This window comes from Mycobacteroides chelonae CCUG 47445 (assembly GCF_001632805.1).
In the GTDB taxonomy this organism is placed as follows: Bacteria; Actinomycetota; Actinomycetes; order Mycobacteriales; family Mycobacteriaceae; genus Mycobacterium; species Mycobacterium chelonae.
Genome location: NZ_CP007220.1, coordinates 1,150,174 through 1,173,763 on the forward strand (window position 1 = coordinate 1,150,174; position 23,590 = coordinate 1,173,763).

Consider the following 23,590-nt stretch of genomic DNA (forward strand, 5'->3'; position numbering starts at 1 on the left):
GTGTACAGCGCGCTCGCCGCAGTCATACATTGAGCCGTGGAGCCAAAACGGCTCACGAGCCGACCCACGAAGCTGATGCCAGCAGCGCACGCGCCGTCGTTGCGGGTCCTGGTAGTTGGCGCCGGTGTCGGCGGTATCTCCATCGCGCGGGGACTATTGCGCGACGGCCATGACGTCACCGTCTACGAGCAGCGTCCGGATGTGCACGCCGGTGGCGGTGCGGTGACCATCTGGTCCAATGGCGCCACGGTGCTGCGGCAGCTGGGCGTGGACATGGACAGGGCCGGCCAGCAGCTGTCCACGGTGCGGGTCATGACGTCGACGGGCCACTCTCTGGCCACCTTGGACGTGGCCTCGATCGCCGACCGGCTGGGCGAGCCGATTCGGATGGTCCCGCGTTATGTCCTACTTGAGCGGCTGCTGAAAGGTTTTCCGGCGGAACGTATCCGGTGTAATGCCCGGGCCGTTTCCGTGATGGGTGGACGTAACGGCGCGCGGGTCGAGTTCGCGGACGGCAGCGTGGCCGAGGGAGATCTGGTGATTGGCGCCGATGGCAGGCATTCGCTCGTTCGCGATGTCGTCGGCGCAGACCAGGCGGAGCCGACCGGATGGTGCAGCTGGCAGGGGTTGACGACCCTCCCGAACGGCACCGATGAGCAGGTCGCCTTCGTCGTCATCGGCGAGCATGCAAGCCTCGGTCTGTGGCCTGCCGGAGGTTCCGATGTGCAGTGGTGGTTCGACCTGCCCTGGTCGTCCGGCTTTGTCAGACCCGAACGCCCGATCGACATGATCCGGTCCACGTTCGCCGGGTGGTCCGGGCCCGTCGATCGCGTACTCGCCACGCTCACCAATGATGATCTGGCCCATTCGCCCTATCCGCATTTCCGCCATCCGATTCCCCGGCCGGGCCATGGAGTGCTGACGCTGCTCGGCGATGCGGCCCACACCATGCCGCCCACGCTTGCGCAGGGCGCCAACCAGGCACTGCTCGACACGATGGTGTTGTGTAGGGCGGTTTCGGAGTTCCAGCGCGGCAATAACACCGATCTGCCCGAGGCGCTGCGCTGGTATGAGAAGACCCGGCGCCGCCGCGCCGCCGCCGTGTCCCGGGTTGCCTCGCTTCAGGTTTCGCACGGTGAGGCCGTGCTGAGAACGGCGGCGATGGTCTCGGACCGTTTCATGACGTGGGCACTGGCGACGTTCCTGCAGTCGGTGAGTCATCGCCGGATGGCCGCTGACATCAGCCGGGACCATGCCGCCGACACCGCCTGCCGTCCGTGATGTCCGACGCCGTCCGTGTGCGAGGCGCGATCGACGCGCCCTCGCGCTGGCTCTTTCTCGTCAAATGGTGCGTGTTGGCCGTGCCGCACTACCCCATCTTGATCTTCCTGTATCTGATGTATCCGGTGCTGACCGTCGTCGCCGGTATCGCGATCTTGTTCACCGGCCGATATCCGCGAATCATCTTCGACGTCAACGTCGGAGTGCTGCGGTGGTCCTGGCGGGTGATGAACTACCGGTTTCCGATGAACAGCACCGATAGGTATCCGCCTTTCACGCTCGCCGCGCGGCCCGACTATCCCGGCGAACTCGATGTCGACTATCCAGAGCACCTCACCCATTGGGCAGTGCTGGTGAAGGTATTGCTGGCACTGCCGCAGATCATCATCTGCTGGGCCATGGAGCCACTGCTGCAGGTGCTGGCCGTCATTTCCGCGGTGCGGTTGTTGGTGAGAGGCACGGTGTCGCAAGGCATGTTCGACCTCCTCATGGGAATCGTGCGGTGGCGTTACCGGGTGGCCGCGTACGTGTCGTTGATGTGCGACGAATACCCGCCATTCCGGATGGACTTGGGCGGTGGTGGCACGTGAAGCAACGTAATCCGTTGTTCCCGTATATATATGGGCTCGGTATGCCGATATTCGACCGGCTGTTCTATCGCCGATACCGGCGGGCGGCGATGAGTCTTGCGACCGGCCGGTTGCTCGTCGTGGGCCTCGGCCCGGGAACCGACCTCATGTTTCTGCCGCCCGCGGTGACATCGGTCGCGGCGGTCGAACCGGAGGCGGCTATGCGTCGGATGGCTGGCGCCCTGGCACGCCGCTGTGGCGTGGAGGTCGACATCGTGGAGGGGGTCGGGGAGGCGATACCCTTCCCGGACAACAGTTTCGACTCGGTACATGTCGGGCTGGTGTTGTGCTCGGTCGACGATGTGGCGGCAACCCTCGGCGAGATCCGGCGGGTGCTCGCCCCGGGAGGCCGGTTGGTGGTTCTTGAGCATGTCCGTGGGGACGGCGTGATGGGGCGGTTCCAGGATCTGATCGCCAAGCCATGGTCGTGGCTTGCCTCCGGGTGCGAGCCCAACCGCCGGACCGTCGAAGCGATTGCCGCGGCCGGATTCGATACCAGCGGCCTGCGCAGTGTTCGAAGAACCCTGGTGCCGCCGCCGTGCACGCCTCACCTGCAAGGCGTCGCCACCGTAGTCGAATAGCGCTATTCGACATCGTTATTCGACGCTGATGGCCTCGATGATGTTGAGCCGAGCGGCGCGGCGTGCGGGTGGGACCGAGCCCAGCAGGCTGATCGCCAGCGCGCCCACGGTGAAGGCCACCGCCATCGGGCTCGGCCGGAAGGTGACGTCGAAGTTCATGACGCTGCCGCTGACGAGGCTGAACAGCCACTGATCAATGACACCAATCAGCAGCCCCGCGACACCGCCCACGGCCCCAATGGCCGCGGCCTCGGCAAGAACCATGCCCAACGTGTATCGGCGGCTCGATCCCATCGCCCGCAGCACACCGATCTCCCGGCGACGTTCGAGCACCGAGAGCGTCAGTGTGTTGAGCAGTGCGACCGCGGCGACGAACACCACGATGATCCACACGGCGTTAGCGATCAGCATGCTTTGGTGTAGCGGGGCTTCCAGACCGGCCAACGCGGCGCGGCCGTCGTACACATAGTTCGGTGCGGGCACCGCACCGCGTACGGCGGCCAGTAGCCGTCCCGGATCTGTGCTCTCGACGGCGGTGACTTGCAGTGTCGTCGTGCCCGGGCGGTCAAACCATGCCCGCATGCGTTCCAGGCTCATTCCGACGGTGCCGATGACCGTCGAGAAATAGGGAACCAGTGCCAGCACGGGCGTGCGCTGTGGACCGTGGGGCGTTTGCAGCTCCAGCTCGTCGCCCACCCGGACGTCGAGAGTCTTGCCCAGGTTCTGTGAGAGCACCACGCCCCGGCCGGCGAGTACGTCCTGACGTACCCGATCGTCGAGCGCACGGAAAAGCGGATCGCGTGTGCCAGGGGAGAACCCGTCGAGCATCACGCGGGTGCCGCCGATGACGGCAAATCCGGAGGCACCTTCGACGACGTTCGCGACACCCGGCACCGCCGCCACCTTCTCGGTAAGACCCTGTGGCAGAACGTCAGTGGGGTAGCGGTCGGGTGAGTTCGCGCTCACCCAGACATCGACATCGGCGACCGGCGCGAAGATGGCGCGTGCGGATCGGATCATGTCGTTGTTCGTCCCGGTGATCACCACGGTGGTGACTACGGCGATCAGCACGGTCATGACCGTGGCCCACACCCGCCGCGGTGCGCGCTGGACCGTCGGCGCCGCCAGCGCCCCGGGTGAACCGAACACTCGGGCCACGGTGGCTGTCGCACCGACGATGAGTCCGGCCAGCGCGAAACCCAGCGCGATCTCGGCGACGAACAGTGCTGCGATCGCGACGAAGGCGAGCGACCCCGGTTGGTAGAGCACGGTCAGCATCGATGCTGCCAACACCGCCGCCGCCACGACTCCGCTGGCGACACGCAGCCAACGCGGCACGTTGTCGGCCACGGAAACCCCGACGGGTGCCAGCGCCTCGATCGGTGACACCTTGTACACCTGCCGGGCGGCCATCGCAGACGCGGCCACACTGGTCAGTACCGTCGCGGCGACGGCAGCCGGGATCGCGTAGTCGGGCAACCAGTACTCGATGCGGGCTTCGAGCCCTTGGGTTACCGTCGGCGGCAAACGGCCAATCGCCTTTCGGCCCAGCAGAATTCCGAGAGCCGAGCCGATGGCGCCGCCGATCAGCCCGAGGATCGCGGCCTCGGCGAGCATGTCGCGAATGATCGTGACGCGGCGCCCGCCGATGGCGCGCAGCATCGAGATGACCGGGCGGCGTTGGGCGATCGCCATGGTCATCGTCGTGTAGATCAGGAACGCGCCGACCACCAACGCGACCGCCGCGCCCATCAGGGCCATGTAGTTCATGAGCTTGACGCCGTCGCCAGCCCGCACCGCCCGCAGGCTCGGATCAGCGACGATCGCCCGGCCGTTCACGGCGGCGGTGACCCCGTCCCGAACGGTGGCTAGATTCGCGCCCGGTGTTGTGGTGACCAGAATCGAATCGAGCTGACCTTGCCGCCCGGTGACCTCCTGCGCCAACGGCAGTGGGGCGAGCACATAGTGCCCGCCGTTGAGATCCGCGAGTTGCTTGCCCTGGAGCACCTCGGCCACGGTGACCGAACCCGAGCCGAGCCGGAACGTATCGCCCCTCGTATGGCCGACGGACGGCCCGATCTGGACACCGGCGGCCGTCCGCGACGGTGCGTCAACCTTCACGCCGACAGCATCTTTCAAGGCACCTTCCAGCGCGGCGCTGCGGTCATCGGCGCCGAACAGCAGAACCGGTTCGGTATCGGTGGGCGCGGACATCCGGATCATCGGTGCCGCAGCCGCGACTCCGGGAACCTTGGCGACATCGGCCAGCACCGCCTCGGGGAACCCCGCATCGGTGATACCCGATACCTCGAGTGCGGCGACTCCGGCGACTCCGTCCGCCAGCCGGTTGACCGATCCGGTGATCGACCCGAAGATTCCGAATATCGCCACGAGATACATTGCGGAAACCGCCATTACGGCAACCGAGGCGACTGTGCGGCGACGATGCACAGTCAATTCGCGCAGGCTGAACACACGTAGCCGGCTCGCTGCGGCGGCGATGGTGGCTCCGGGGCCGTGCTGCTCCTCGCGTCCGCGGCCACTCACCCTGGCGCCACCGACATCTCGTCGGAACCGAGCCGACCGTCCTGCAGCGTGATGACCCGATCGGTTGCCGCGGCGGCGTCGGCGTTGTGGGTGACCATCACCACCAGACGGCCGGAGCCCTCCTCGTGGGCGACCTCGGCGAGCAGCGCCAGGATGGCGGTGCCCGTATGGGAATCCAGGTTTCCGGTCGGTTCGTCGGCAAGGATCAGCGGTGGGTCCATCATCATGGCCCGTGCCACCGCGACGCGTTGCATCTCGCCGCCGGACAGTTCGGCCGGGCGGTGTTCGGTCCGCTTACCGAGGCCGACCCGGTCCAGCAGCCGAACCGCCTCCGCTTTGACCTTGCCGAGGCGGACGCCGTCGAGCAGCCTGGGCACCGCCACGTTCTCCCACGCCGAGAGCGTGGGCAGCAGGTTGAAGAACTGAAAGACGAACCCGACCCGATGGTGACGGAACTCCGACTGTTGCTCGTCGCGGAGCCTGCCGATCTCCTCACCGTCGAAGGTGATCGATCCCGAGTCGGGGGAGTCCAACGCCCCGAGCAGATGTAGCAGTGTGCTTTTCCCGGCCCCCGACGGACCGACGATCGAGACGAACTGGCCGCCGGACAATCGCAGGCTGATCTCGTTGAGCGCGCGCACCGTCTGCCCGCCAACCCTGTACTGGCGCACTACATTGCGCAGTTCGATGGCCAGTTCGCGCTGGGGCGTATCGGCGTTGTCCAGTTGTCTCAAGGTGGCCTCCCGTGAGACCGGGTTACCCGGCGCGCGGAGGCGCGGTCGGGATATGCGGAGCCTACTCCCGGCGCTCTCGCCACATATGGGCTTATGCGAGGTTCTTCGGTGAGCCCCGCAACCCATTGGTCGAGCACCGGCCACTGGTTCATGCAAGATGGGTGCCATGCCGCAGGAGCTCACCGCCGAACAGGCCGCTGCACTGTTGAACCCCGCCGATACGCTGGGAATCCCTCTGGGCCCCGGCCAGCCACCGGCCTTCCTGCGCGCTCTCGGCGTGCGCACGGACTGGACAGATCTGCGGGTGTACGGTGCGCTGCTGGCGGTCGGCACCGAGCTGTTCTCGCGGCCGGGTGTGCACTACCTGTCGGGCTTTTTCGGCCCGCTCGAACGTGCGCTGCGGGACATGGGTGCCGATATCGAATTCGCCGCCGCGGACTTCCGCCGGTTCGGGCCATTACTTGAGCGCCAGTCGCCGCGGGTGATGACGACCGTCGCGGCGCCACCGGATGCCGACGGCTGGTGTTCCCTGTCGCTACACGCGGGCGGGACCATTGGCGAGTTGCACCGCGCGGGCGCCGATCCGGAGCGACTGCTCATTGCCGAAGTCTCGGAAGGATATCCGCGCACCTACGGGTTTGGGGAGGATCATCGCCACGCGCTGCATATCGACGAGATCGACATCTTGGTGCGCTCGACGGATGCACCACTGGCGCTGCCCGGGGGTGATGCGGAGCCGTCGGATATCGATCGGGCGATCGCGCAGTACGCGGTGGGCTTCATCGGTCCGGGAGCGACACTGCAAACCGGAATCGGCGCCATTCCCAACCAGATTGCGGCTTTGTTGGCCGAAGGTGACGGCGGGGGCTACGGCCTGCACAGCGAGATGTTTACCGACGGCTGTATGCGACTACACCGCGCCGGCAAGGTCACCAACACCGGCAAGGGACAGTACGGCGGCGTCAGCGTGACGACCTTCGCCTTCGGATCACCGCAGCTGTACGAGTGGCTGGACAACAACTCCGATGTCGCGTTCCTGCCGGTCGAGATTGTCAACGCGCCAGAGGTTATCGGCGCCAACAACGACATGATCTCGATCAACGGTGCGCTCTCAATCGACATCCAGGGGCAGGTTGTCGCCGACACCATCAACGGAGGGCAGTTCAGCGGGATCGGTGGCGCCGAGGACTTCGTGGCCGGGGCCGGGCTGGAGCTGTCGGACCGTTCACTGATCTGCCTGCCCTCAACCTTTGAAAAGGATGGTGTGCTGCAGTCACGCATCGTGCCGTGGTTCGGTCCGGGTGCCGTCATCACCACGCCACGTCACCAGGTCGACGTGATCATCACCGAGTACGGCGCCGCAGAGCTGGAAGGCAGAACGGTCCGTGAGCGCGGAGAGGCGCTGGCATCCATCGCCCACCCGCAGTTCCGGGATGACCTGTTGGCGGCTGCTGAGCGTGCGTCGAATGGCCGCTCACCGGTCAGCTGAGCTCAACCCTGCTCGACGGTGTTGTTGTTACCGGACTTGGAGACTTCCGGTTCCCCGGAGTAATAGGTGACCTTGTTGTCGAAGCCCGAGACGCCGATCTTGCGGGCTGTTTCCAGGTGCACCGCGTTCTCGACACCGGACACCGTCAGGGTGTCGCAATTGCCCATGATTTCAACGGTATTGGACACTCCGCTGACGTTGACCAGACAGCCGTCGCAGTTGACCGCGACCTGCTTATGCGTACCGGAGACGCTGAAGGTCGCACCCGCGGGCACGAAGGTGGGACCCGCGGGCGCGGTCGACGAAGGAGTCGCGCGGGTACGCGTGGCAGGTGGCACGAGAGTTGACCTGACGGGCAGTGAGGATGTCGGACCCGTGCGCACATGCTGGGGCAGTGTGGGTTTGGCGGCGTAGAAGACCAATCCGGCAACTCCGGCCGTGATCAGGGCGAAGAAGACGATCAATCGCCGGCGAAATCTGCGGACAGGCGGCCGGGGCGGATAGGGCGTTCCGTAGACCGGCGGGGGTGGATACGGGCTCGACGCCGTCGGCGGGTACGGATACGGGTTCGGTTTCGTGACACCCAGTTCCGAGGTCCGCGCGGTCTCGTTCAGGGAGCGTTCCAGCTCTCGGATTCGGGCTTCGGGGTCACCGTCCGGCTCCACCCACAGATAGTCCCACATAGGGGCCACCGCGGCGGTAGCGTTTTGACTATGGGTTCCTCCGAGATTGTCGCTGCCGAACCACAACTGTTCGTCACCGACTTCGAACGCGCCATCGGCTTCTACGTCGACACGCTCGGATTCGAGGTGGCCTTCACCTACGGCGAGCCGCCGTTCTACGGCCAGGTGCGCCGGGGAGGGGGGAGCCTGAACCTACGCAAGGTCGTTGGCCCGGTCTATGACGGCAATTTCCTTGCCACGGAACATGATCCGCTTTCCGCCATACTCACGACCTACAAGCTGGGCCCCTTGCATGACGAGTACCAGGCGGCGGGTGTGGCCTTCCATCAGCCCCTGCAGACCGAGGAGTGGGGCAGCGTCACCTTCATCGTGAAAGACCCCGACGGGAACCTGCTGTTGTTCTCGGGTGCGGAAGCCTGAAAAGAAGCTCTCGCCATTGGGGCGCCGAGCGATGACAATGAGGCATGCGATTGCCAACCTCATTTGAAGGGCTCGTCACCGACGGCGGCAAGTCCATCGTGTACGGCGAGCCGTACACGACAGCCGACGGCACCCTGGTCATCACGGTTGCCAAGGTGCGCAGCCGGGGCCGCGGCGCCGACGGTGAAGCCCTGGAAACGCGTGCGAGACCATTAGGAGTCTTCGTCGTCAAGGACGGGAATGCTCAATGGCAGCCTGCTTTTAACGCCGATCGGGCCTCGACCCTGGGCATACTCACCGGAATGGTCGCGGCGGTATTGGGACTGACAGCCCTGATCCGCCGGCCGCCATGGCCTGATCTCACCTTGCCGGGATGGTCACCGGCAGAAAACCCGCACTGGTTCCGCGACAGGCGCTAACCGCTCAGCGCCTGCCGCGGCAGCCAATCGCTACTTCGGGGTGACGGTCTCCTTGAAGGTCCCGTCGCCCTGGTTCAGCCAGGTGATGGTGCCCTTCTGGAATTCGCCGATCCAGCCGCCCTTGGCGACATCGGGTCCGCCGGCCGTCTCCGCCTCGTCGGCGGTGGGGAAGCCGAGCGTGCCGCCCGCGCCGCCCTGCTCGGTGTACACCTTCAGGATTTCGCCCTGAACCAGATGCGCACCGGTGGACGGCGAGCTGAAGATCGTGCCCTTGGCGAAGGCCTGCACCGTGCCGTCGCCCACCTTCTCGGGCTGCCCGGTCGGCAAGCCGAGCTTGGCTTCTCCACCGGCCTTGGTGTACGCCTCGGCAACCGGCGGCTCCAGCGTCACATCGCCGACACCCGGCACATTGACGGTGGAGGGAGCCCCGGCCACGACGGAGGACACCGCACTGCTGGCCGACGAAGCGGCACTCGATGCGGCGCTACCACCAGCGCTGATGGCCGAGGATGCCGCACTGGTCGCGCTCGACAGCGACTCCTTGGCGGCGTTTTTGTCATCTTGAGAACACGCGACGACGACTGCTGCTGACATGGCGACGATGGAAACCGCGCCTGCTGCTCGTTTCATCAGATTGGTATCCATGAACCGAACGTAACAATGTAAACCGGACCAATAGGTGAGTTTTTCGATGTTCACCAATTGGTCATCGGGCGATTTCGGTGGAAAAAGGCGCGTTGAACGCACGAAAATGCACCGAAATTACGCGAAAAACTACGAAACCGGTGTCAGCTCGCAGACGTAGTCGCCGACGACGATGTGTACCTCGGTCGCATCCGGAACCGTGGGGGTGGGCACGACGTTGAGCTGGAACTGCTCACGGCCGAACTCATCGGTGGTCCCCGGCCACTGTTCCTGCAGGATGTCGCTGATCAGACCGGCGACTGCGGGTTCGGTGATGCGGTAGGTCTCGGCCTGGCAAAACTTCGAGTACACCTCGGTGACCCGGATGCGCGCCTTTTCGATGGGCAGGGTGCCCAGGTCATCGCCGGTTTCCGGGTCGCGTACCGCGGTCCCGGTGGCCCCGATGACCGAGAAGATCATCCCGACCTCGACACCGGCCTCGTCGCCCTTGTTGACCAGCACCGAGTAGCGGTCGACGATATCGGCGACCTTCCCGATGATCGGGTCAACGGGCTCCGGCTCCAGTTCACCAGCCGATTGCTCCGCTGGTTTCGTCTCTTCAGGCATTGCCCACGCCGACGGTGTAGTTGTTGGGGCGCGACGCGGTCTCGATCTTTTGCCGCTCCGGCTGCCCGGCGGTCTCGGCCGTCGCGAAATCGGTCTTGGCCTTGGCCACCGCGGCGCTTGAGACGTTCTCCGACTCGCGCAGGGCCTGGAAGGCGTGGCGCAAAGTCAGGCGGCTGATGGTCAGCGCGAGGTTCAGCGCGCTGGAGGCGGACTGCTTGTTGCCCTCGTTGAGGTCGTTCGATGCGGTCGCAAGGTGCTTGTCCACGTCGATCATGCCTTGCAGGGTCACCATCGTGGCGTACGCCGACTGCCCGACATTGCGATCAAGCTTGTTGCTCTGCTGAATGCGGTGATACAGATCGGCAATCAAGATCCCGGAGACGAGGGCAAGCAGCGGTGTGACGATGCCCTGGACGAATCGGACGAGTTCGGTGTCGCCCGCCGTGAAGCCGACAACCGCCGCGACGATGGTTGCGACAACCGCCGCTCCGACGATCGTCCAATGAACCAGCGTGGGCTTCGGGGGAAGCTGATCTGAATTTGCCAACGTCGTTACCGTCCGTTCGGTGAGTGGACACATTCATTGCATCCGTGACCCCATGAGCACTGACCGGAGCATGCTAACACCGTGTACAGCTTCATCCAAGGTGAGGTTACGTGCATTACTCGATGTTTGCTGAGTGTTGCGATCGCGTCGGATTTCTCCGAATATTGTTGAATCGCAAGGGGTATCGATAGGGGCCCTATCGGGCAGTTCTTAGCACTGTTGCGCGGCGGCGGCGTTCGTCGCCACGATCACCGCAGCTTGCCGGTCCGCGGGCAGCTCGTGCCAGGACTTGTGAAATGTCCCGGGGCCGACGTTCCCAGTGGTCTGGATGGACTGCAGATAGCCCTCCACGAGCTGGGTGGGGCCATCCTGCTTCCCGGTCATCCAGTCGGCGGCCGCACGGCAGGCCTGGTAGTACTCCTCTTCCAGGGAACTGGGTGCGGCGTCCACGGACGTTGTGACGCCCGCTGGCGACATCCCCGAGCCGGAGGCCGGAGGCTGTGCCGCCGGTGCCTCGATCGGGGTGGTGGAGGCGCCGGCCGGGTTGGGAGCCGCCTTCTCGTCGGATTTCGACGTGCATGCCGCACCGATCAACGGGACACAGAGGGCCATCAGGGTCGCGGCGATGCGGATTGGGACGGTCACCACTCCAAAGTAGCAAGTGCCTACCAGCGGCAACATTTACTCACTCAGAGCTTTTGCCCTGGGGGCAAAAGCGCAGGAAAACGCCGGTACCATTTCAGCTGTGATGGGACACAGGGGTTTTCAGGGGTGGTGTTGCGGCTAGCCGCCACCATCCCTGCCCCTGCCATCGATTTGAGCCTTCATGACCACTGCATCTGTCCTGGATCTGCGCCGCCCTGTCTCCGCCGGATCCTCGCCCACCCGCCTGCGCCTGCCGGATCTGCTCCGCATCACCGATGAGGGCGCCGACGACGCCCTGCACGGTCGCTTCGACCATCTGCTGCCCGAGGGCGGCCTTCCGGTCGACGAGCGCTGGGCCACCCGTATTCACGCCGACGACGAGCTCGATGTCTGGCTGATCAGCTGGGTGCCCGACAAGTCCACCGAGTTGCACGACCACTGCGGCTCGCTCGGCGCGCTGACCGTGCTCAACGGCTCGCTGCATGAGTATCGCTGGGACGGAAGCCAACTGGTGCGCCGCCGGCTCGACGCGGGCGATCAAGCGGGATTCCCGCTGGGCTGGGTGCACGATGTGATGCGCGCACCTGAGGCTCCCGTGCGCATCGCCACCGGACCTACGTTGAGCGTGCACGCGTACTCGCCGCCGCTGACTGCGATGTCGTATTACGAAGTGACCCAGGCCAAGACGTTGCGGCGCAGCCGCACCATCCTCACCGACGAGCCCGAAGGACCGGCGGCATGACGGTGCACGATCTGCTGGCCACCGCGCGTGGCCGGCTGCGGCGCCTGCCTGCCGACGAGGTTCCCACCGCGCTGGGCCGCGGCGCGTTCCTGGTCGACATTCGCCCGGCCGCACAACGCGCGCAAGAGGGCGAAGTGGTCAACGCCTTCGTCATCGAGCGCAACGTCCTGGAATGGCGGCTGGACCCCGAGAGCGACGCCCGCATTCCTGAGGCGGGCAATCACGACATCGAGTGGGTCATCCTGTGCCAGGAGGGCTACACCTCCAGCCTGGCCGCGGCCTCGCTGCAGGAGATCGGCCTGTACCGGGCTACCGACGTCATCGGCGGATACAAGGCCCTCAAGGACAAGGGCATCCTGATCTAGGCGGGCACCACGTGCGCGAGGTCCAGGACGTCTGGCTTTAGCCGAAGTCGCCCGCGTCGCGCCGCAGGTGCGTGAGCACCGACACCAGTGTGCGGGTGCGTGAGGGTGACAGCCCGATCTGTGCGAACACCTTGGCGTTCAGGTCGGTGGTCGCCACTGAACCAAGATCGCGGCCGGCATCGGTGATCTCCACCAGCGTGCCGCGGCCGTCGGCGGGGTTGGGCACCCGGCGCACCAGCCCCGCCTCCTCCAGCCGGTCCACCGTGTTGGTTACCGAGGTGGGGTGAACCTGAAGCCGCGCACTGGCTTTGGCCATCGGCATGGAGCCCGCCCGGCTGAACGAGAGCAGCATCAGCAGCTCGTAACGCGAAAAGGTCAAACCGTGCGGGCGCAACACATCTTCGACCCGCGCCAGCATGATCTGGTGCGCACGCATCACCGACGTGACGGCGGCCATCCCGTCGGCGACCTCACCCCAGCCGTTCTCGACCCAATGGCGATGGGCATCGTCGACGGGATCGAACGGCAGAGTCATGGTTCCGGCGAATCTTTACCGGTGACTGAAGTTGGCGGGGCGCTTCTCGACGAACGCGGCCATGCCCTCTGACTGGTCGGCGGTGCCGAATGCCGAGTGGAAGAGCCTGCGCTCGAACAGCAATCCCTCGGCGAGGCTGGACTCGAAGGCCCGGTTGACGGCTTCCTTGGCCATCATCGAGGCCGATAGGGACATCTCGGAGATGGTCTTCGCGACGGCCTTGGCCTCGTCGAGCAGGCTCTCGGTGGCGACCACGCGTGACACCAGACCACTGCGCTCGGCCTCGGCGGCATCCATGTTGCGCCCGGTGAGGATCATGTCCATGGCCTTCGCCTTGCCGATGGCACGGGTGAGCCGCTGCGACCCGCCCATGCCGGGCAGCACGCCCAGCTTGATCTCGGGCTGCCCGAACTTGGCGTTCTCGGCGGCGATGATCAGGTCGCACATCATGGCCAGCTCACAGCCACCGCCGAGGGCGTATCCGCTCACCGCGGCGATCGTCGGAGTCCGTATCGCACCCAACTTGCCCCAGGCGGCGAAGAAGTCGGAGCCGAACATATCGCTGAACGACTGGTCGGCCATCTCCTTGATATCGGCACCCGCCGCGAACGCCTTCTCGCTACCGGTGATGATGATCGCCCCGATGCCCTGATCGGCGTCGAATTCCGCTGCGGCGGTGGTGACCTCATTCATCACCTGTGAGTTCAGCGCGTTGAGCGCTTTGGGCCGGTTCAGGGTGATGACAGCGACGCGGTCGATCCGCTCGGTGAGGATGGTTTCGAAAGTCATGACGCTCCTTGAATTCGCGTGAAGATCGCCGAGAAGTCTAGGCCCGAGCCGCCCGAGGTATTGAAGTCGTCGTAGATGTGGGCGGCCGCGAGACCGAGCTGTGCATCAACGCCGTTGGTGCGCACCGCATTGGCGGCCAGCCCCAGGTCCTTGGCCATCAGCGCGACCGCAAAGCCGGGTGTGTAGTCGCGATTGGCGGGGCTGGCGGGCACCGGGCCGGGCACCGGACAGTTCGACGTCAGAGCCCAGCACTGGCCCGAGGCGTTGGCGGCGACATCGAAAAGCGCCTGATGGCTCAGACCGAGCTTCTCGCCCAGTGCGAACGCCTCGCTGATCGCGATCATCGACACCCCGAGGATCATGTTGTTGCAGATCTTCGCGGCCTGCCCCACACCGGGACTGCCGCAGTGCACGATGCGCTTGCCCATGGCCCCCAGAATCGGTTCTGCGTCGGCGAAGACCGCATCATCGCCGCCCACCATGAACGTCAACGTCGCCGCGGTGGCCCCGGGCACACCGCCGGAAACCGGTGCGTCGGCGAAGCGATGCCCCGCCGCCGTCGCCGCATCATGTGCGGCGCGGGCGTCGGCCACATCGACGGTGGAGGAGTCGATGAACAGCGTGCCCGGACGCGCTGCGGGCAGCAGTTCCTGGTACGCGGCGAGCACATGCTCACCCTTGGGCAACATGGTGATCACCACGTCGGCGGCCGCCGCTGCTGCCGCGCCCGATTCCGCCAGCGGCACGCCGGCCTCGGTGGCGGCAGCACGTGCCTGCTCGGACAGGTCGAAGGCGGTCACGGTGTGCCCGGCCTTCGTGAGGTTGACCGCCATCGGTAACCCCATGTGGCCCAAGCCGATAAAGGCAATGTTCGTCACGACCACTCCAGATCGTCGTTGACCGGCTGGAAGAAGGCCTCGACATCGGCCGCGGTGACCTCGGCGAGTGTCTTCGGATTCCACTGCGGGTTGCGGTCCTTGTCGACCAGCTGCGCCCTGATGCCCTCGACCAGGTCGTGGGAGCTCACCGACTGGCTGGACACCCGGTACTCCTGCGTGAGAACTGCTTCCAGCGAGGGCAGTTCGCGTGCCCGCCGCACTGCTGCGAGCGTTACCGACAAGGCGATGGGGGAGCGGGTCAGGATCTGATCGGCGGCCGCGTGGGCACGTTCGTCGCCGTAGGCCTGCAGTGCGGCCACGATATCGGCGACGGTGTCTGCGGCGTAGCACTCGTCGATCCAACTGCGTTGGGCCAAAAGGTCACTCGACGGAGCGATGGCACCGTGCACTGTGAGTGCGGTGGCGATATCGCTGTCGATGATGGCCTTGACGAACTTCTCAAGCCGGTCATGGGGCACGTAATGGTCGGCGAATCCCAGCGCGATGGCGTCGGCACCGGAGAAGGGGGCGCCGGTCAGTGCGGCGTGCAGTCCCAGCTGTCCCGGGGCGCGGGAAAGCAGATAGGTTCCGCCCACATCCGGGATGAATCCGATGCCCACCTCGGGCATGCCGACCTTGGAGGTGTCGGTGACGATGCGGGTGTTGGCATGTCCGGCCACTCCGACGCCGCCACCCATCACGATGCCATCCATCAGCGCCACATACGGTTTCGGGAACCGGCCGACCTGCGCGTTGAGTTGGTACTCCTCGCGGAAGAAGCGGCGGGCCACCACGCCGTCGATCTTGGCGCTGTCGTGGATCTCCACCACATCGCCCCCGGCACACAGGCCACGTTCCCCGGCGCCGGCGAGCACCACGGCGCGGATGTCGTCGTCGGCCTCCCACTCGGACAGGGCCACCGACATCGCGGTGATCATGTCGTTGGTCAGTGAGTTGATGGCCTTGGGGCGGTTGAGCGTCAGCAGACCGACGCCCTTTTCGACCCGCGTCTGGATCTGATCCGTCACGCCGGAAGCCCTTCCTGGATAAGCTTGCGGGACACGATGACTCGCATGATCTCGTTGGTTCCTTCCAGAATCTGGTGCACCCGTAGGTCGCGGACGATCTTCTCGATGCCGTACTCGGCCAGGTAGCCGTAGCCGCCGTGTAGCTGCAACGCCTCGTTGGCCACCGTGAAACCTACGTCAGTGGCGATGCGTTTGGCCATGGCACACAGCTCGGCCGCACGCGGATCGCCCTCGTGCACCGCCGAGGCCGCACGCCAGACCATGGTGCGGGCGGATTCCAGCTCGGTGGCCATATCCGCCAGCCTGAACTGCAGCGCCTGGAACTTGATCAGCTCGTCACCGAATGCCTTGCGGGTGCGCAGGTACTCGATGACCTTCTCCAGTGCGGATCGGGCACCCCCGAGTGAGCAGGACGCGATGTTGAGCCGTCCGCCGTTGAGGCCGCGCATCGCGATGGTGAATCCGATGCCTTCCTCACCGATCCGGTTGCCCACCGGCACCCGGACATCCTCGAAGACGACCTGCGCGGTGGGCTGGGCGTGCCAGCCCATCTTGCGTTCGGGCGGCCCGAAGGACAGTCCCGGCGCGTCCTTGGGCACCACGATGGTCGAGATGCCCCGTGGGCCGGGGCCACCGGTGCGCGCCATCACCACGTAGAGATCCGCCGCTCCCGCGCCCGAGATGAACTGTTTGACCCCGTTGAGCACGTACTCGTCACCGTCGCGAACCGCGCTGGTTCGCAAGGCCGATGCGTCGCTGCCGCATTCGGGCTCGGTAAGGCAATAGGCCCCGATCGTCTCCATGGTGCACATCGAGGGCAGCCATCGTTGGCGCTGCTCCTCGTCGCCGAACTCGTCGATCATCCAGGCGGCCATGTTGTGGATGGAGATGAACGCCGAGACGGCGGAGCACCCGGTGGCCATCGCCTCGAAGATCAACGAGGCATCCAGGCGGGTGAGCCCGGAGCCCCCGACATCGGGGTTGATGTAGATGCCACCCATGCCCAGTGCCGCGGCCTTCGGGAACACCTCGACCGGGAAGTACTTGTCGCGGTCCCATTCCAGGGCGTGCGGCGCGATGTGGATGTCGGCGAATTCCCGTGCTGTATTCCAGATTTCGCGCTGCTCGTCGGTGAGATTGAACATGGACAGTCCACTCAGTCCATGGTGGGAATGACGAAGGAAGCGCCTTCCTTGGTGCCCGAGGGCCAACGCTGGGTCACCGTCTTGGTCTTGGTGTAGAACCGGATCGAGTCGGGCCCGTGCTGGTTGAGGTCGCCGAATCCGGATCGCTTCCAGCCACCAAACGTGTGGTACGCCACCGGAACCGGAATCGGCACATTCACGCCCACCATTCCGGTGTTGACCTTGGCGCAGAAGTCGCGTGCGGTGTCGCCGTCGCGGGTGAAGATCGCGACACCATTACCGAACTCATGCTCGGACGGCAGGCGCACGGCCTCGTCGTAATCCTTGGCGCGCACCACCGATACCACCGGCCCGAAGATCTCTTCTTTGTAGATACGCATGTCGGGTGTCACGTGGTCAAAAAGTGATGCGCCGATGAAGAATCCATCCTCATGTCCGGACACGGTCAGATCGCGGCCGTCCAGGACCAGCTCGGCTCCCTCGGCGATGCCGATATCGATGTAGTCGCGCACCCTCTTGAGGGCGTCAGCGCCCACCAGCGGGCCGAAGTCGACGCCTTCGTCCAGGGACGGTCCGACCACCAGCTCGCGGGCGCGCTTGGTCAGGCCGTCGACGAGCCGTTCGGCGGTGGACTCACCGACAGGTACCGCGACCGAGATCGCCATACAGCGCTCGCCGGCCGAGCCGTATCCCGCACCGATGAGCGCATCAATGGCCTGGTCGATATCGGCGTCCGGCATGATGATCATGTGGTTCTTGGCGCCGCCAAAGCATTGGGCGCGTTTGCCGTTCGCGGTGGCGGTCTCGTAGATGTACTGCGCGATCGGGGTCGATCCGACGAAGCCGACGGCGGCGATGCGCGGATCGTGCAGCAGCGCGTCGACGGCGGTCTTGTCACCGTTGACGACGTTGAAGACGCCGGCCGGCAGTCCTGCTTCGAGGAACAGCTCGGCAAGGCGCAGCGGCACCGACGGGTCGCGTTCGGAGGGCTTGAGCACGAAGGCGTTTCCACACGCCAGTGCGGGCCCGGCCTTCCAGAGCGGAATCATGGCGGGGAAGTTGAACGGGGTGATGCCCGCGACCACGCCCAGGGGCTGGCGGATGGAGTACACGTCGATACCCGTGCCCGCGCCGCTGGTGTACTCGCCCTTGATGAGGTGGGGGATGCCGGTGGCGAATTCGCAGACCTCGAGCCCGCGTTCGATATCGCCCTTGGCGTCGGCGTGTGTCTTGCCGTGCTCCTGAGACAGCATGGTGGCCAGGTCGTCGATCTCCGCGCGAACCAGGTCGACGAACTTGGCGAGCACACGAGCGCGTTGCTGAGGGTTGCGGGCGGCCCAGCCGGGCTGAGCTTCGGCGGCGTTCGTGATGGCCGCCTCGACTTCGGAAACGTCTGCCAACGGCACCTGCCGTACCGGCTTGCCCAACGTCGGGTCGTAGACGTCGGCATAGCGGCCGGAGGTGCCGGGGACGTGCTTACCGGCGACGAAATGTGACAGTTGCGGTAACGAACTCATGGTGTAGCCCCTTGGGAAACGGTTGGATATCCGGGAGGTCGGCACTTCTGAATCTAGTTGGACATCCATGTAATGTCTAGTAGGACTTCCAGCTAAAAATCCTGTTGTTCACAGGGATCTCACAGGGATTTGCCACAGCGGCAGGCCGCGAGCGGTACTGTGAGGCCACGACGTGGCCGGACAGTTCGGGAACCTGTGGCGTAAGCATGGAACTCTTGCACTTGCCTGCTCGTTAAACGTCCAGTTGACTTGTTTGACGTCATCCGCGGAGGCCGCATATCGCGGCACCGCACTTCCAGGAGAGGATCACGACGGTGCGAACCACCAGCAATCCCATTCTTCGGTCGCTGCCCGGAAAAGAGGGTGGCGGCTATGCGCAGTTCGGGTCGGGCGCTGCAGGTGCCGGTGCCATGGCGGCCCAGCAGCTGCGGCAGGACCCCTACACCGCGTACCCGGAGGCACAGGCCGGCGTATCCCGGCCACTGACCATCGACGATGTGGTGACCAAGACCGGTATCACCCTCGGCGTGATCGTCGCCGTCGCCGCGGCCGCGTTCTTCTTGATCAGCTCCAACACCGGGCTGGCGCTGCCGTTCCTCGCGGTCGGTGGCATCGGCGGTTTCATCATGGTGATGATCGCCAGCTTCGGGCGTAAGCAGGACAACCCGGCGATCGTGCTGAGCTACGCGGCGCTCGAGGGCCTCTTCGTGGGTGCCATTTCGTTTGTCATCCCGGCCAGCGTGGGTGTCGGAGGGGCCAGCGCGGGTGCGCTGATCGGTCAGGCAGTCCTCGGCACCGTCGGTGTGTTCATCGGCATGTTGTTCGTGTACCGCTCCGGCGCCATTCGCGTGACGCCCAAGTTCCAGCGGATGCTGCTGGCCGGCCTGGTCGGTGTGCTGGTGCTGGCGCTGGGCAACCTGGTGCTCGGCTTCTTCGGTATCGACATGGGTCTGCGCAGCGGTGGCCCGATCGCGATCATCTTCTCGCTGGTCTGCATCGGCATTGCCGCGTTCAGCTTCCTGGTCGACTTCGACGCGGCCGATCAGCTGGTGCGCGCCGGTGCGCCTGAGAAGGCCGCCTGGGGTATCGCCCTGGGGCTGGCCGTCACCCTGGTCTGGCTGTACGTCGAGATCCTGCGACTGCTGAGCTACTTCCAGAACGACTAGTTGTCGACAACAAAAGGGCGCCCCGTTCGCGGGGCGCCCTTTTTCATGTCACTGAGAAACGCGGACCCTGCCCGCGGCCTCGGCGGCATTGCGCCGCGCGGTCTCCACGTCCGGGTCGTAGGCCAGGGCCACTCCCATACGGCGGGTGACGAAACTCTCCGGCTTCCCGAACAACCGCAGATCGGTGCGCGGCACGGCCAGGGCGGCCTCGAGCCCATCGAACACGACACCTTCCGCGTCGACCCCGCCATAGATCACCGCGCTGGCACCCGGGGTCTTCAACGACGTGTCGACGGGAAGCCCGAGGATGGCGCGCGCGTGCAGTTCGAACTCGTTCTGCCACTGCGTGATCATGGTGACCATGCCCGTGTCGTGCGGGCGGGGGCTCACTTCGCTGAAGTACACCTGGTCGCCCTTGACGAACAGTTCGACGCCGAAAATTCCCTGCCCACCCAGGTTTTCGGTGACAGCACGTGCGATGTGCTGTGCACTCCGCAGGGCTTCATCCGACATGGGGTGCGGCTGCCAGCTCTCGACGTAGTCACCGTTGGCCTGCCGGTGCCCGATCGGCGCGCAGAAGCTGGTCTCGATCTCTCCGCTGTCTCCCAGCGCCCTGACCGTCAACTGCGTGATCTCATAATCGAAGTCGACGAATCCCTCGACGATCACGCGGTTGTTGGTTACCCGGCTGCCCGCCATCGCGTAATCCCAGGCCTTCTCGACATCGGCCGGTCCGTCGAGCTTGCTCTGCCCCTTGCCGGAGCTGCTCATCAGCGGCTTGACGACGCACGGGTACCCGATACCGCCGTCGATCGCGGCCTGCAGCTCGGCCAGTGAGTCGCAGAATTGGTAAGGGCTGGTGGGTAATCCGAGTGTCTCGGCGGCCAGGCGCCGGATGCCCTCGCGGTCCATGGTGAGCCGGGCAGCGCGGGCGGTGGGGATTACCCGTACCGTGCCCTCGGCCTCCAGGGCTTCCAGGGTGGCGGTGGCGATCGCCTCGATCTCGGGGACCACCAGATCGGGCTTCTCCGCCTCGATCAGGGTGCGCAGCTGCTCGGGGTCGGTCATCGAGATGACGCGCGCGTGGTGAGCGATCTGGTGCCCGGGGGCGTTCTCGTAGCGGTCGACGGCAATGGTCTCGACGCCCAGGCGTTGCAGGGCGATCAGCACCTCACGGCCGAGCTCGCCGGCGCCGAGCAGCATGACCCGCGTCGCGCGCGGTGACAGGGGAGTTCCGATAGTGGTCATCGCGACTGAACTTTAGTAGCAACGAGACCGAGGTTGTGGCGGGAATGTCTGAGACGAACCCACCACAACCTCGGTCTCGGTGTGAACGAACTAGGCGAGGCGCTCGATGACCATCGCCATACCCTGGCCGCCGCCGACACACATGGTCTCGACACCGAAGGTCTTGTCGTAGGTGGTCAGGTTGTTGAGCAGGGTGGCGGTGATGCGCGCACCGGTCATACCGAAGGGGTGTCCCAGGGCGATGGCACCGCCGGAGACGTTGAGCTTGTCCTCGTCGATACCGAGCTCACGAGCCGAGCCCAGCACCTGCACCGCGAACGCCTCGTTGATCTCGAACAGGTCGATATCGCCAATCGTCTTGCCGGCGTTCGCCAGTGCACGCTTGGTGGCCTCGATCGGGCCCAGGCCCATGATCTCCGGGGACAGGCCGGACACACCGGTGGACACGACGCGAGCCAGCGGGGTCAGGCCCAGCTCCTTGGCGCGCGTGTCGCTCAGGATGACCAGCGCGGCCGCGCCGTCGTTGAGCGGGCAGGCGTTACCGGCGGTGATGGTGCCGTTGGGGCGGAAGACCGGCTTCAGCTGGCTGATCGCCTCGTAGGTGGTGCCGGCACGCGGGCCGTCGTCCTTGGACACCACGGTGCCGTCGGCCAGGGTCACCGGGGTGATCTCACGCTCGAAAAAGCCGTCGGCGATGGCCTTTTCGGCCCGGTTCTGGCTGCGCACGCCCCAGTGGTCCTGGTCCTCGCGGCTGATGCCGGTGTGCAGCGCCACGTTCTCGGCGGTCTGGCCCATCGCGATGTAGACATCGGGGGTCAGGCTGTCGTTACGCGGGTCATGCCATTCGGTGGCACCCTGCGCGGCAGTGGCGGTGCGAGCCTCGGCATCGGCGTACAGCGGGTTGTGGCTGTCCGGCCAGCCGTCGGAGGTGCCCTTCGGGAAACGTGAAACCGTCTCCACGCCAGCAGAAATGAAGGCGTGGCCTTCACCGGCCTTGATGGCATGCAATGCCATACGGGTGGTCTGCAGCGAGGACGAGCAGTAGCGGTTGACCGTGGTACCGGGCAGGAAGTCGTAGCCCAACTGCACCGCTACGGCGCGACCGATGTTGAAACCGGCCTCGCCACCGGGCTGACCGCAGCCCAGCATCAGGTCGTCGATGTCCTTGGGATCCAGTGCGGGCACCTTGTCGAGCGCGGCGCGCACCATCTGCGCGGCCAGGTCATCCGGCCGCATGCTCACCAACGAGCCCTTGCCTGCGCGCCCGATCGGGGAGCGAGCGAGGGAAACGATCACGGCTTCGGGCATGAAAACTCCTGAATATAGGGGAATTAGTACTGGTTCTACTCCCCTGGAATCTAATGCAGGGACACGGCGGGCAGGTCGTCGGCCCGGGCGGTAGGCAGGTATGCGGCCGATGACATGCGTCGGGCGACGCGCATGGCTGTGCTAGCGGGCATATGCCTGAGCACGCACCGGTAGCCAGACGAGCGCGACCAGGGCAACGCCGCCGATGCCCAGCGGCACATCGCCGATCAGATGCATGTGATGCGTCGGCGCGAGAGCCATGATCGCCATCGACAGCATGTGCAATGACTCGCACACGAGGAACACATCGACGGCCGCGCGGTACTTGACGGGATCGCCCGCCGCCACGGCTAGACAGATTCCAAGCCCGATGTTGAGCGCCGCGATCATGACCACGTACTCGAATCCGCCACCCGCGCCCCAGGCGCCCAGTTTCCCGATCGTCGAGTGGTGCTCGTTCGCCAGTGATGTGTTGGCCACGGGCACTGTGATCAGGAAGAACGCCACGAAGACGAGGCCGGTGGTGCGCAGCACAAACGGCACCAGCGGTGAGTAGATATCGCCGAGTCGCCAGCCAGTACGACGATTGTCGCCGACATGAGTTCCCATGATTCGAAGCTAGTATACCGATCGGTCTACCGTCAACGTCAGACGTTTACCGCTTCCGGTTCGGAATGCTGGTTGACCGCCACCCCGAGCTCCGCGGCGCTGCGCCGCCAGATCCGTCCCAGAACGCGTATCCGGGCACTCATGGTCTGCGATTCCGCGGCAGCGGACACCCAGGGCAAATCGGGGATGGGGCCGCCCGTCCACTCGCCGAGGGCGTGCGCGACAGCCGGTAGCAGTAGGCGTGCTGCCAGTGCATATCCGGCTGCCGAGGGGTGGTAGTGGTCGTCGGCGAACATCTCTTCCGGTGCCTGCAGAAACTCCGGTGACAGCAGATCGGCAAGCGGAACCGGCACCCCGCCGGAGGCTCGCACCGCTGCCGCCTGGAAATGGGCCAGGCGTAGCCCGCGAGAGCGCACCACCGCGCGCAACGGCTGCGGTATGGCGGTGATCACCCCGAAATCGGGGCAGGTGCCCACCACCACGGCCGAGCCGGCCGTGCGCAGTCGCCGGATCGCGTCGCCCAGTCGCTGCGCGGAGGCGCGCACCGCGTTGAGCGAGGTCACGTCGTTCGCGCCGATCATGATCACGGCGAGATCCGGCGGCGGGCCGATGATCGACATGGCGTCGATCTGGGCGGCCAGCCCCTTGGACGTTGCGCCCGATATCGCCTTGGTGGACAGCCGGATTCGCTTCCCGGACTCTTCGGCCAAACCGCGGGCCAGCAGCACTCCCGGTACCTCGTCGGGGACGTGGCAGCCGTATCCGGTGGCGGTGGAGTCTCCGAAAATCGCCAGGTGCAGGTCGAATTCCACGCCCCGGCTGTACCTGGTCACCGGGCCGCCGCCCTGTACGTAAATGCCGTCCGCAACCGGGGGAGCGTCGTGAGTCTTCGGGATCACCAGGCGAACCTGCCTGGCCTGCGCGTTCAGGAAGCTGTACGCCCCCCAGAGCCCGGTACCCATCGCCGCGCCCGCGGCCCCGGTGCTCAGGGCTGCCCAGATCGTCCGTCTGCGTGTGGCGAGGATGCTCACGGT

At 65.6% G+C, this 23,590-nt stretch carries 26 protein-coding genes; 9 read left to right on the forward strand and 17 right to left on the reverse strand.

Translation table 11 applies throughout. The annotated features are described in order from the left end of the window. Positions 1 to 75: 75 nt before the first annotated feature. Genes BB28_RS05655 through BB28_RS05665 form a run of 3 tightly spaced genes read left to right on the forward strand, consistent with a single transcriptional unit; the run spans position 76 to position 2,491 of the window. Complete coding sequence (locus BB28_RS05655; protein ID WP_046252788.1) at positions 76 to 1,281, forward strand: FAD-dependent oxidoreductase; 1,206 nt, start codon at positions 76 to 78, stop codon at positions 1,279 to 1,281. A 17-nt stretch (positions 1,282 to 1,298) separates the two neighbouring features. Further along, complete coding sequence (locus BB28_RS05660) at positions 1,299 to 1,871, forward strand: DUF4389 domain-containing protein (RefSeq protein ID WP_046255561.1); 573 nt, start codon at positions 1,299 to 1,301, stop codon at positions 1,869 to 1,871. Then, positions 1,868 to 2,491 (forward strand): class I SAM-dependent methyltransferase, encoded by a 624-nt coding sequence (locus BB28_RS05665; protein ID WP_052740112.1) that lies wholly within the window; start codon positions 1,868 to 1,870, stop codon positions 2,489 to 2,491. Before BB28_RS05660 ends, BB28_RS05665 begins: the two co-directional genes overlap by 4 nt. 15 nt (positions 2,492 to 2,506) lie before the next feature. Here the strand turns inward: BB28_RS05665 and BB28_RS05670 are convergent, their stop codons facing one another. After that, positions 2,507 to 4,906, reverse strand: coding sequence for an FtsX-like permease family protein (locus tag BB28_RS05670; protein WP_225422037.1), 2,400 nt, complete (start codon positions 4,904 to 4,906; stop codon positions 2,507 to 2,509). A gap of 128 nt (positions 4,907 to 5,034) precedes the next feature. Continuing rightward, complete coding sequence (locus tag BB28_RS05675) at positions 5,035 to 5,733, reverse strand: ABC transporter ATP-binding protein (RefSeq protein ID WP_046255563.1); 699 nt, start codon at positions 5,731 to 5,733, stop codon at positions 5,035 to 5,037. A 205-nt stretch (positions 5,734 to 5,938) separates the two neighbouring features. Between BB28_RS05675 and BB28_RS05680 the strand changes: the two genes are divergently transcribed. Continuing rightward, entirely contained in the window at positions 5,939 to 7,261 is a 1,323-nt protein-coding gene (locus BB28_RS05680; protein WP_046255564.1) for an acetyl-CoA hydrolase/transferase family protein, read from the forward strand. A 2-nt stretch (positions 7,262 to 7,263) separates the two neighbouring features. Here BB28_RS05680 and BB28_RS24960 read toward each other — a convergent pair whose 3' ends face one another. Next, the gene (locus BB28_RS24960; RefSeq protein ID WP_075874228.1) at positions 7,264 to 7,944 is read right to left on the reverse strand and encodes a DUF3060 domain-containing protein; all 681 of its coding nucleotides are present in this window, start codon (positions 7,942 to 7,944) and stop codon (positions 7,264 to 7,266) included. Positions 7,945 to 7,974: 30 nt separating this feature from the next. On the opposite strand from BB28_RS24960, the gene BB28_RS05690 reads away from it, so the two are divergent. Together BB28_RS05690 and BB28_RS05695 are read left to right on the forward strand one after the other, a co-directional pair. Beyond that, entirely contained in the window at positions 7,975 to 8,364 is a 390-nt protein-coding gene (locus BB28_RS05690; protein WP_052740114.1) for a VOC family protein, read from the forward strand. A 44-nt stretch (positions 8,365 to 8,408) separates the two neighbouring features. Continuing rightward, positions 8,409 to 8,783: a hypothetical protein gene (locus tag BB28_RS05695; RefSeq protein ID WP_046252791.1), complete on the forward strand. Its 375-nt coding sequence runs from the start codon at positions 8,409 to 8,411 to the stop codon at positions 8,781 to 8,783. A 30-nt stretch (positions 8,784 to 8,813) separates the two neighbouring features. Here the strand turns inward: BB28_RS05695 and BB28_RS25695 are convergent, their stop codons facing one another. The 4 genes from BB28_RS25695 to BB28_RS24970 form a co-directional block, all read right to left on the reverse strand. Continuing rightward, positions 8,814 to 9,428 carry an LGFP repeat-containing protein gene (locus BB28_RS25695; protein WP_101312662.1) on the reverse strand — a complete coding sequence of 205 codons (615 nt, stop codon included), beginning with the start codon at positions 9,426 to 9,428 and terminating at the stop codon, positions 8,814 to 8,816. Positions 9,429 to 9,557: 129 nt separating this feature from the next. Beyond that, on the reverse strand, positions 9,558 to 10,034 hold the full coding sequence (locus tag BB28_RS05705) for a hypothetical protein (RefSeq protein ID WP_030094632.1): 477 nt from the start codon (positions 10,032 to 10,034) through the stop codon (positions 9,558 to 9,560). After that, a complete protein-coding gene (locus BB28_RS05710) occupies positions 10,027 to 10,614 on the reverse strand; it encodes a hypothetical protein (RefSeq protein ID WP_030094633.1) in 588 nt (195 codons plus the stop codon). Before BB28_RS05710 ends, BB28_RS05705 begins: the two co-directional genes overlap by 8 nt. A 177-nt stretch (positions 10,615 to 10,791) precedes the next feature. Next, on the reverse strand, positions 10,792 to 11,262 hold the full coding sequence (locus tag BB28_RS24970) for a lipoprotein LpqV (RefSeq protein WP_109550640.1): 471 nt from the start codon (positions 11,260 to 11,262) through the stop codon (positions 10,792 to 10,794). 145 nt (positions 11,263 to 11,407) lie between these two features. On the opposite strand from BB28_RS24970, the gene BB28_RS05720 reads away from it, so the two are divergent. Beyond that, positions 11,408 to 11,968, forward strand: coding sequence for a cysteine dioxygenase (locus BB28_RS05720; protein WP_046252792.1), 561 nt, complete (start codon positions 11,408 to 11,410; stop codon positions 11,966 to 11,968). After that, the gene (locus tag BB28_RS05725) at positions 11,965 to 12,333 is read left to right on the forward strand and encodes a rhodanese-like domain-containing protein (protein WP_046252793.1); all 369 of its coding nucleotides are present in this window, start codon (positions 11,965 to 11,967) and stop codon (positions 12,331 to 12,333) included. Before BB28_RS05720 ends, BB28_RS05725 begins: the two co-directional genes overlap by 4 nt. Before the next feature lie 37 nt (positions 12,334 to 12,370). Here the strand turns inward: BB28_RS05725 and BB28_RS05730 are convergent, their stop codons facing one another. Genes BB28_RS05730 through BB28_RS05755 form a run of 6 tightly spaced genes read right to left on the reverse strand, consistent with a single transcriptional unit; the run spans position 12,371 to position 18,225 of the window. After that, positions 12,371 to 12,868, reverse strand: coding sequence for a MarR family winged helix-turn-helix transcriptional regulator (locus tag BB28_RS05730; RefSeq protein WP_030094637.1), 498 nt, complete (start codon positions 12,866 to 12,868; stop codon positions 12,371 to 12,373). A gap of 15 nt (positions 12,869 to 12,883) precedes the next feature. Further along, the gene (locus BB28_RS05735) at positions 12,884 to 13,657 is read right to left on the reverse strand and encodes an enoyl-CoA hydratase (protein ID WP_046252794.1); all 774 of its coding nucleotides are present in this window, start codon (positions 13,655 to 13,657) and stop codon (positions 12,884 to 12,886) included. Then, positions 13,654 to 14,535 (reverse strand): 3-hydroxyisobutyrate dehydrogenase, encoded by an 882-nt coding sequence (mmsB, locus tag BB28_RS05740; RefSeq protein WP_046255568.1) that lies wholly within the window; start codon positions 14,533 to 14,535, stop codon positions 13,654 to 13,656. Before mmsB ends, BB28_RS05735 begins: the two co-directional genes overlap by 4 nt. After that, a complete protein-coding gene (locus tag BB28_RS05745) occupies positions 14,532 to 15,563 on the reverse strand; it encodes an enoyl-CoA hydratase/isomerase family protein (protein ID WP_046252795.1) in 1,032 nt (343 codons plus the stop codon). The genes mmsB and BB28_RS05745 overlap by 4 nt, the downstream gene beginning before the upstream one ends. Then, entirely contained in the window at positions 15,560 to 16,708 is a 1,149-nt protein-coding gene (locus BB28_RS05750; RefSeq protein WP_046252796.1) for an isobutyryl-CoA dehydrogenase, read from the reverse strand. Before BB28_RS05750 ends, BB28_RS05745 begins: the two co-directional genes overlap by 4 nt. An 11-nt stretch (positions 16,709 to 16,719) precedes the next feature. Continuing rightward, positions 16,720 to 18,225, reverse strand: coding sequence for a CoA-acylating methylmalonate-semialdehyde dehydrogenase (locus tag BB28_RS05755; RefSeq protein WP_046252797.1), 1,506 nt, complete (start codon positions 18,223 to 18,225; stop codon positions 16,720 to 16,722). 314 nt (positions 18,226 to 18,539) lie between these two features. Between BB28_RS05755 and BB28_RS05760 the strand changes: the two genes are divergently transcribed. Then, positions 18,540 to 19,391: a Bax inhibitor-1/YccA family protein gene (locus tag BB28_RS05760; RefSeq protein WP_046252798.1), complete on the forward strand. Its 852-nt coding sequence runs from the start codon at positions 18,540 to 18,542 to the stop codon at positions 19,389 to 19,391. A 48-nt stretch (positions 19,392 to 19,439) separates the two neighbouring features. Here BB28_RS05760 and purT read toward each other — a convergent pair whose 3' ends face one another. The 4 genes from purT to BB28_RS05780 form a co-directional block, all read right to left on the reverse strand. Continuing rightward, positions 19,440 to 20,639, reverse strand: coding sequence for a formate-dependent phosphoribosylglycinamide formyltransferase (gene purT / locus BB28_RS05765; protein WP_046252799.1), 1,200 nt, complete (start codon positions 20,637 to 20,639; stop codon positions 19,440 to 19,442). 90 nt (positions 20,640 to 20,729) lie between these two features. Further along, on the reverse strand, positions 20,730 to 21,947 hold the full coding sequence (locus BB28_RS05770) for an acetyl-CoA C-acetyltransferase (RefSeq protein ID WP_046252800.1): 1,218 nt from the start codon (positions 21,945 to 21,947) through the stop codon (positions 20,730 to 20,732). Positions 21,948 to 22,088: 141 nt separating this feature from the next. After that, positions 22,089 to 22,556, reverse strand: coding sequence for a hypothetical protein (locus BB28_RS05775; RefSeq protein WP_052740116.1), 468 nt, complete (start codon positions 22,554 to 22,556; stop codon positions 22,089 to 22,091). A 38-nt stretch (positions 22,557 to 22,594) separates the two neighbouring features. Further along, positions 22,595 to 23,587, reverse strand: coding sequence for an SGNH/GDSL hydrolase family protein (locus tag BB28_RS05780; protein WP_046252801.1), 993 nt, complete (start codon positions 23,585 to 23,587; stop codon positions 22,595 to 22,597). Positions 23,588 to 23,590: the final 3 nt, after the last annotated feature.

Bases quoted from the DNA above. Each gene is read 5' to 3' on its own strand.
- BB28_RS05775 (WP_052740116.1), bottom strand. From the start codon at position 22,556: ATGGGAACTCATGTCGGCGACAATCGTCGTACTGGCTGGCGACTCGGC.
- BB28_RS05690 (WP_052740114.1), top strand. From the start codon at position 7,975: ATGGGTTCCTCCGAGATTGTCGCTGCCGAACCACAACTGTTCGTCACC.
- BB28_RS25695 (WP_101312662.1), bottom strand. From the start codon at position 9,428: ATGGATACCAATCTGATGAAACGAGCAGCAGGCGCGGTTTCCATCGTC.
- BB28_RS05680 (WP_046255564.1), top strand. From the start codon at position 5,939: ATGCCGCAGGAGCTCACCGCCGAACAGGCCGCTGCACTGTTGAACCCC.
- BB28_RS05725 (WP_046252793.1), top strand. From the start codon at position 11,965: ATGACGGTGCACGATCTGCTGGCCACCGCGCGTGGCCGGCTGCGGCGC.
- BB28_RS05750 (WP_046252796.1), bottom strand. From the start codon at position 16,708: ATGTTCAATCTCACCGACGAGCAGCGCGAAATCTGGAATACAGCACGG.
- BB28_RS05705 (WP_030094632.1), bottom strand. From the start codon at position 10,034: ATGCCTGAAGAGACGAAACCAGCGGAGCAATCGGCTGGTGAACTGGAG.
- BB28_RS05695 (WP_046252791.1), top strand. From the start codon at position 8,409: ATGCGATTGCCAACCTCATTTGAAGGGCTCGTCACCGACGGCGGCAAG.
- BB28_RS05730 (WP_030094637.1), bottom strand. From the start codon at position 12,868: ATGACTCTGCCGTTCGATCCCGTCGACGATGCCCATCGCCATTGGGTC.
- BB28_RS05710 (WP_030094633.1), bottom strand. From the start codon at position 10,614: ATGTGTCCACTCACCGAACGGACGGTAACGACGTTGGCAAATTCAGAT.
- BB28_RS24970 (WP_109550640.1), bottom strand. From the start codon at position 11,262: ATGTTGCCGCTGGTAGGCACTTGCTACTTTGGAGTGGTGACCGTCCCA.
- BB28_RS05720 (WP_046252792.1), top strand. From the start codon at position 11,408: ATGACCACTGCATCTGTCCTGGATCTGCGCCGCCCTGTCTCCGCCGGA.
- BB28_RS05655 (WP_046252788.1), top strand. From the start codon at position 76: ATGCCAGCAGCGCACGCGCCGTCGTTGCGGGTCCTGGTAGTTGGCGCC.
- BB28_RS05735 (WP_046252794.1), bottom strand. From the start codon at position 13,657: ATGACTTTCGAAACCATCCTCACCGAGCGGATCGACCGCGTCGCTGTC.
- purT (WP_046252799.1), bottom strand. From the start codon at position 20,639: ATGACCACTATCGGAACTCCCCTGTCACCGCGCGCGACGCGGGTCATG.
- BB28_RS05770 (WP_046252800.1), bottom strand. From the start codon at position 21,947: ATGCCCGAAGCCGTGATCGTTTCCCTCGCTCGCTCCCCGATCGGGCGC.
- BB28_RS05755 (WP_046252797.1), bottom strand. From the start codon at position 18,225: ATGAGTTCGTTACCGCAACTGTCACATTTCGTCGCCGGTAAGCACGTC.
- BB28_RS24960 (WP_075874228.1), bottom strand. From the start codon at position 7,944: ATGTGGGACTATCTGTGGGTGGAGCCGGACGGTGACCCCGAAGCCCGA.
- BB28_RS05670 (WP_225422037.1), bottom strand. From the start codon at position 4,906: ATGGCGGTTTCCGCAATGTATCTCGTGGCGATATTCGGAATCTTCGGG.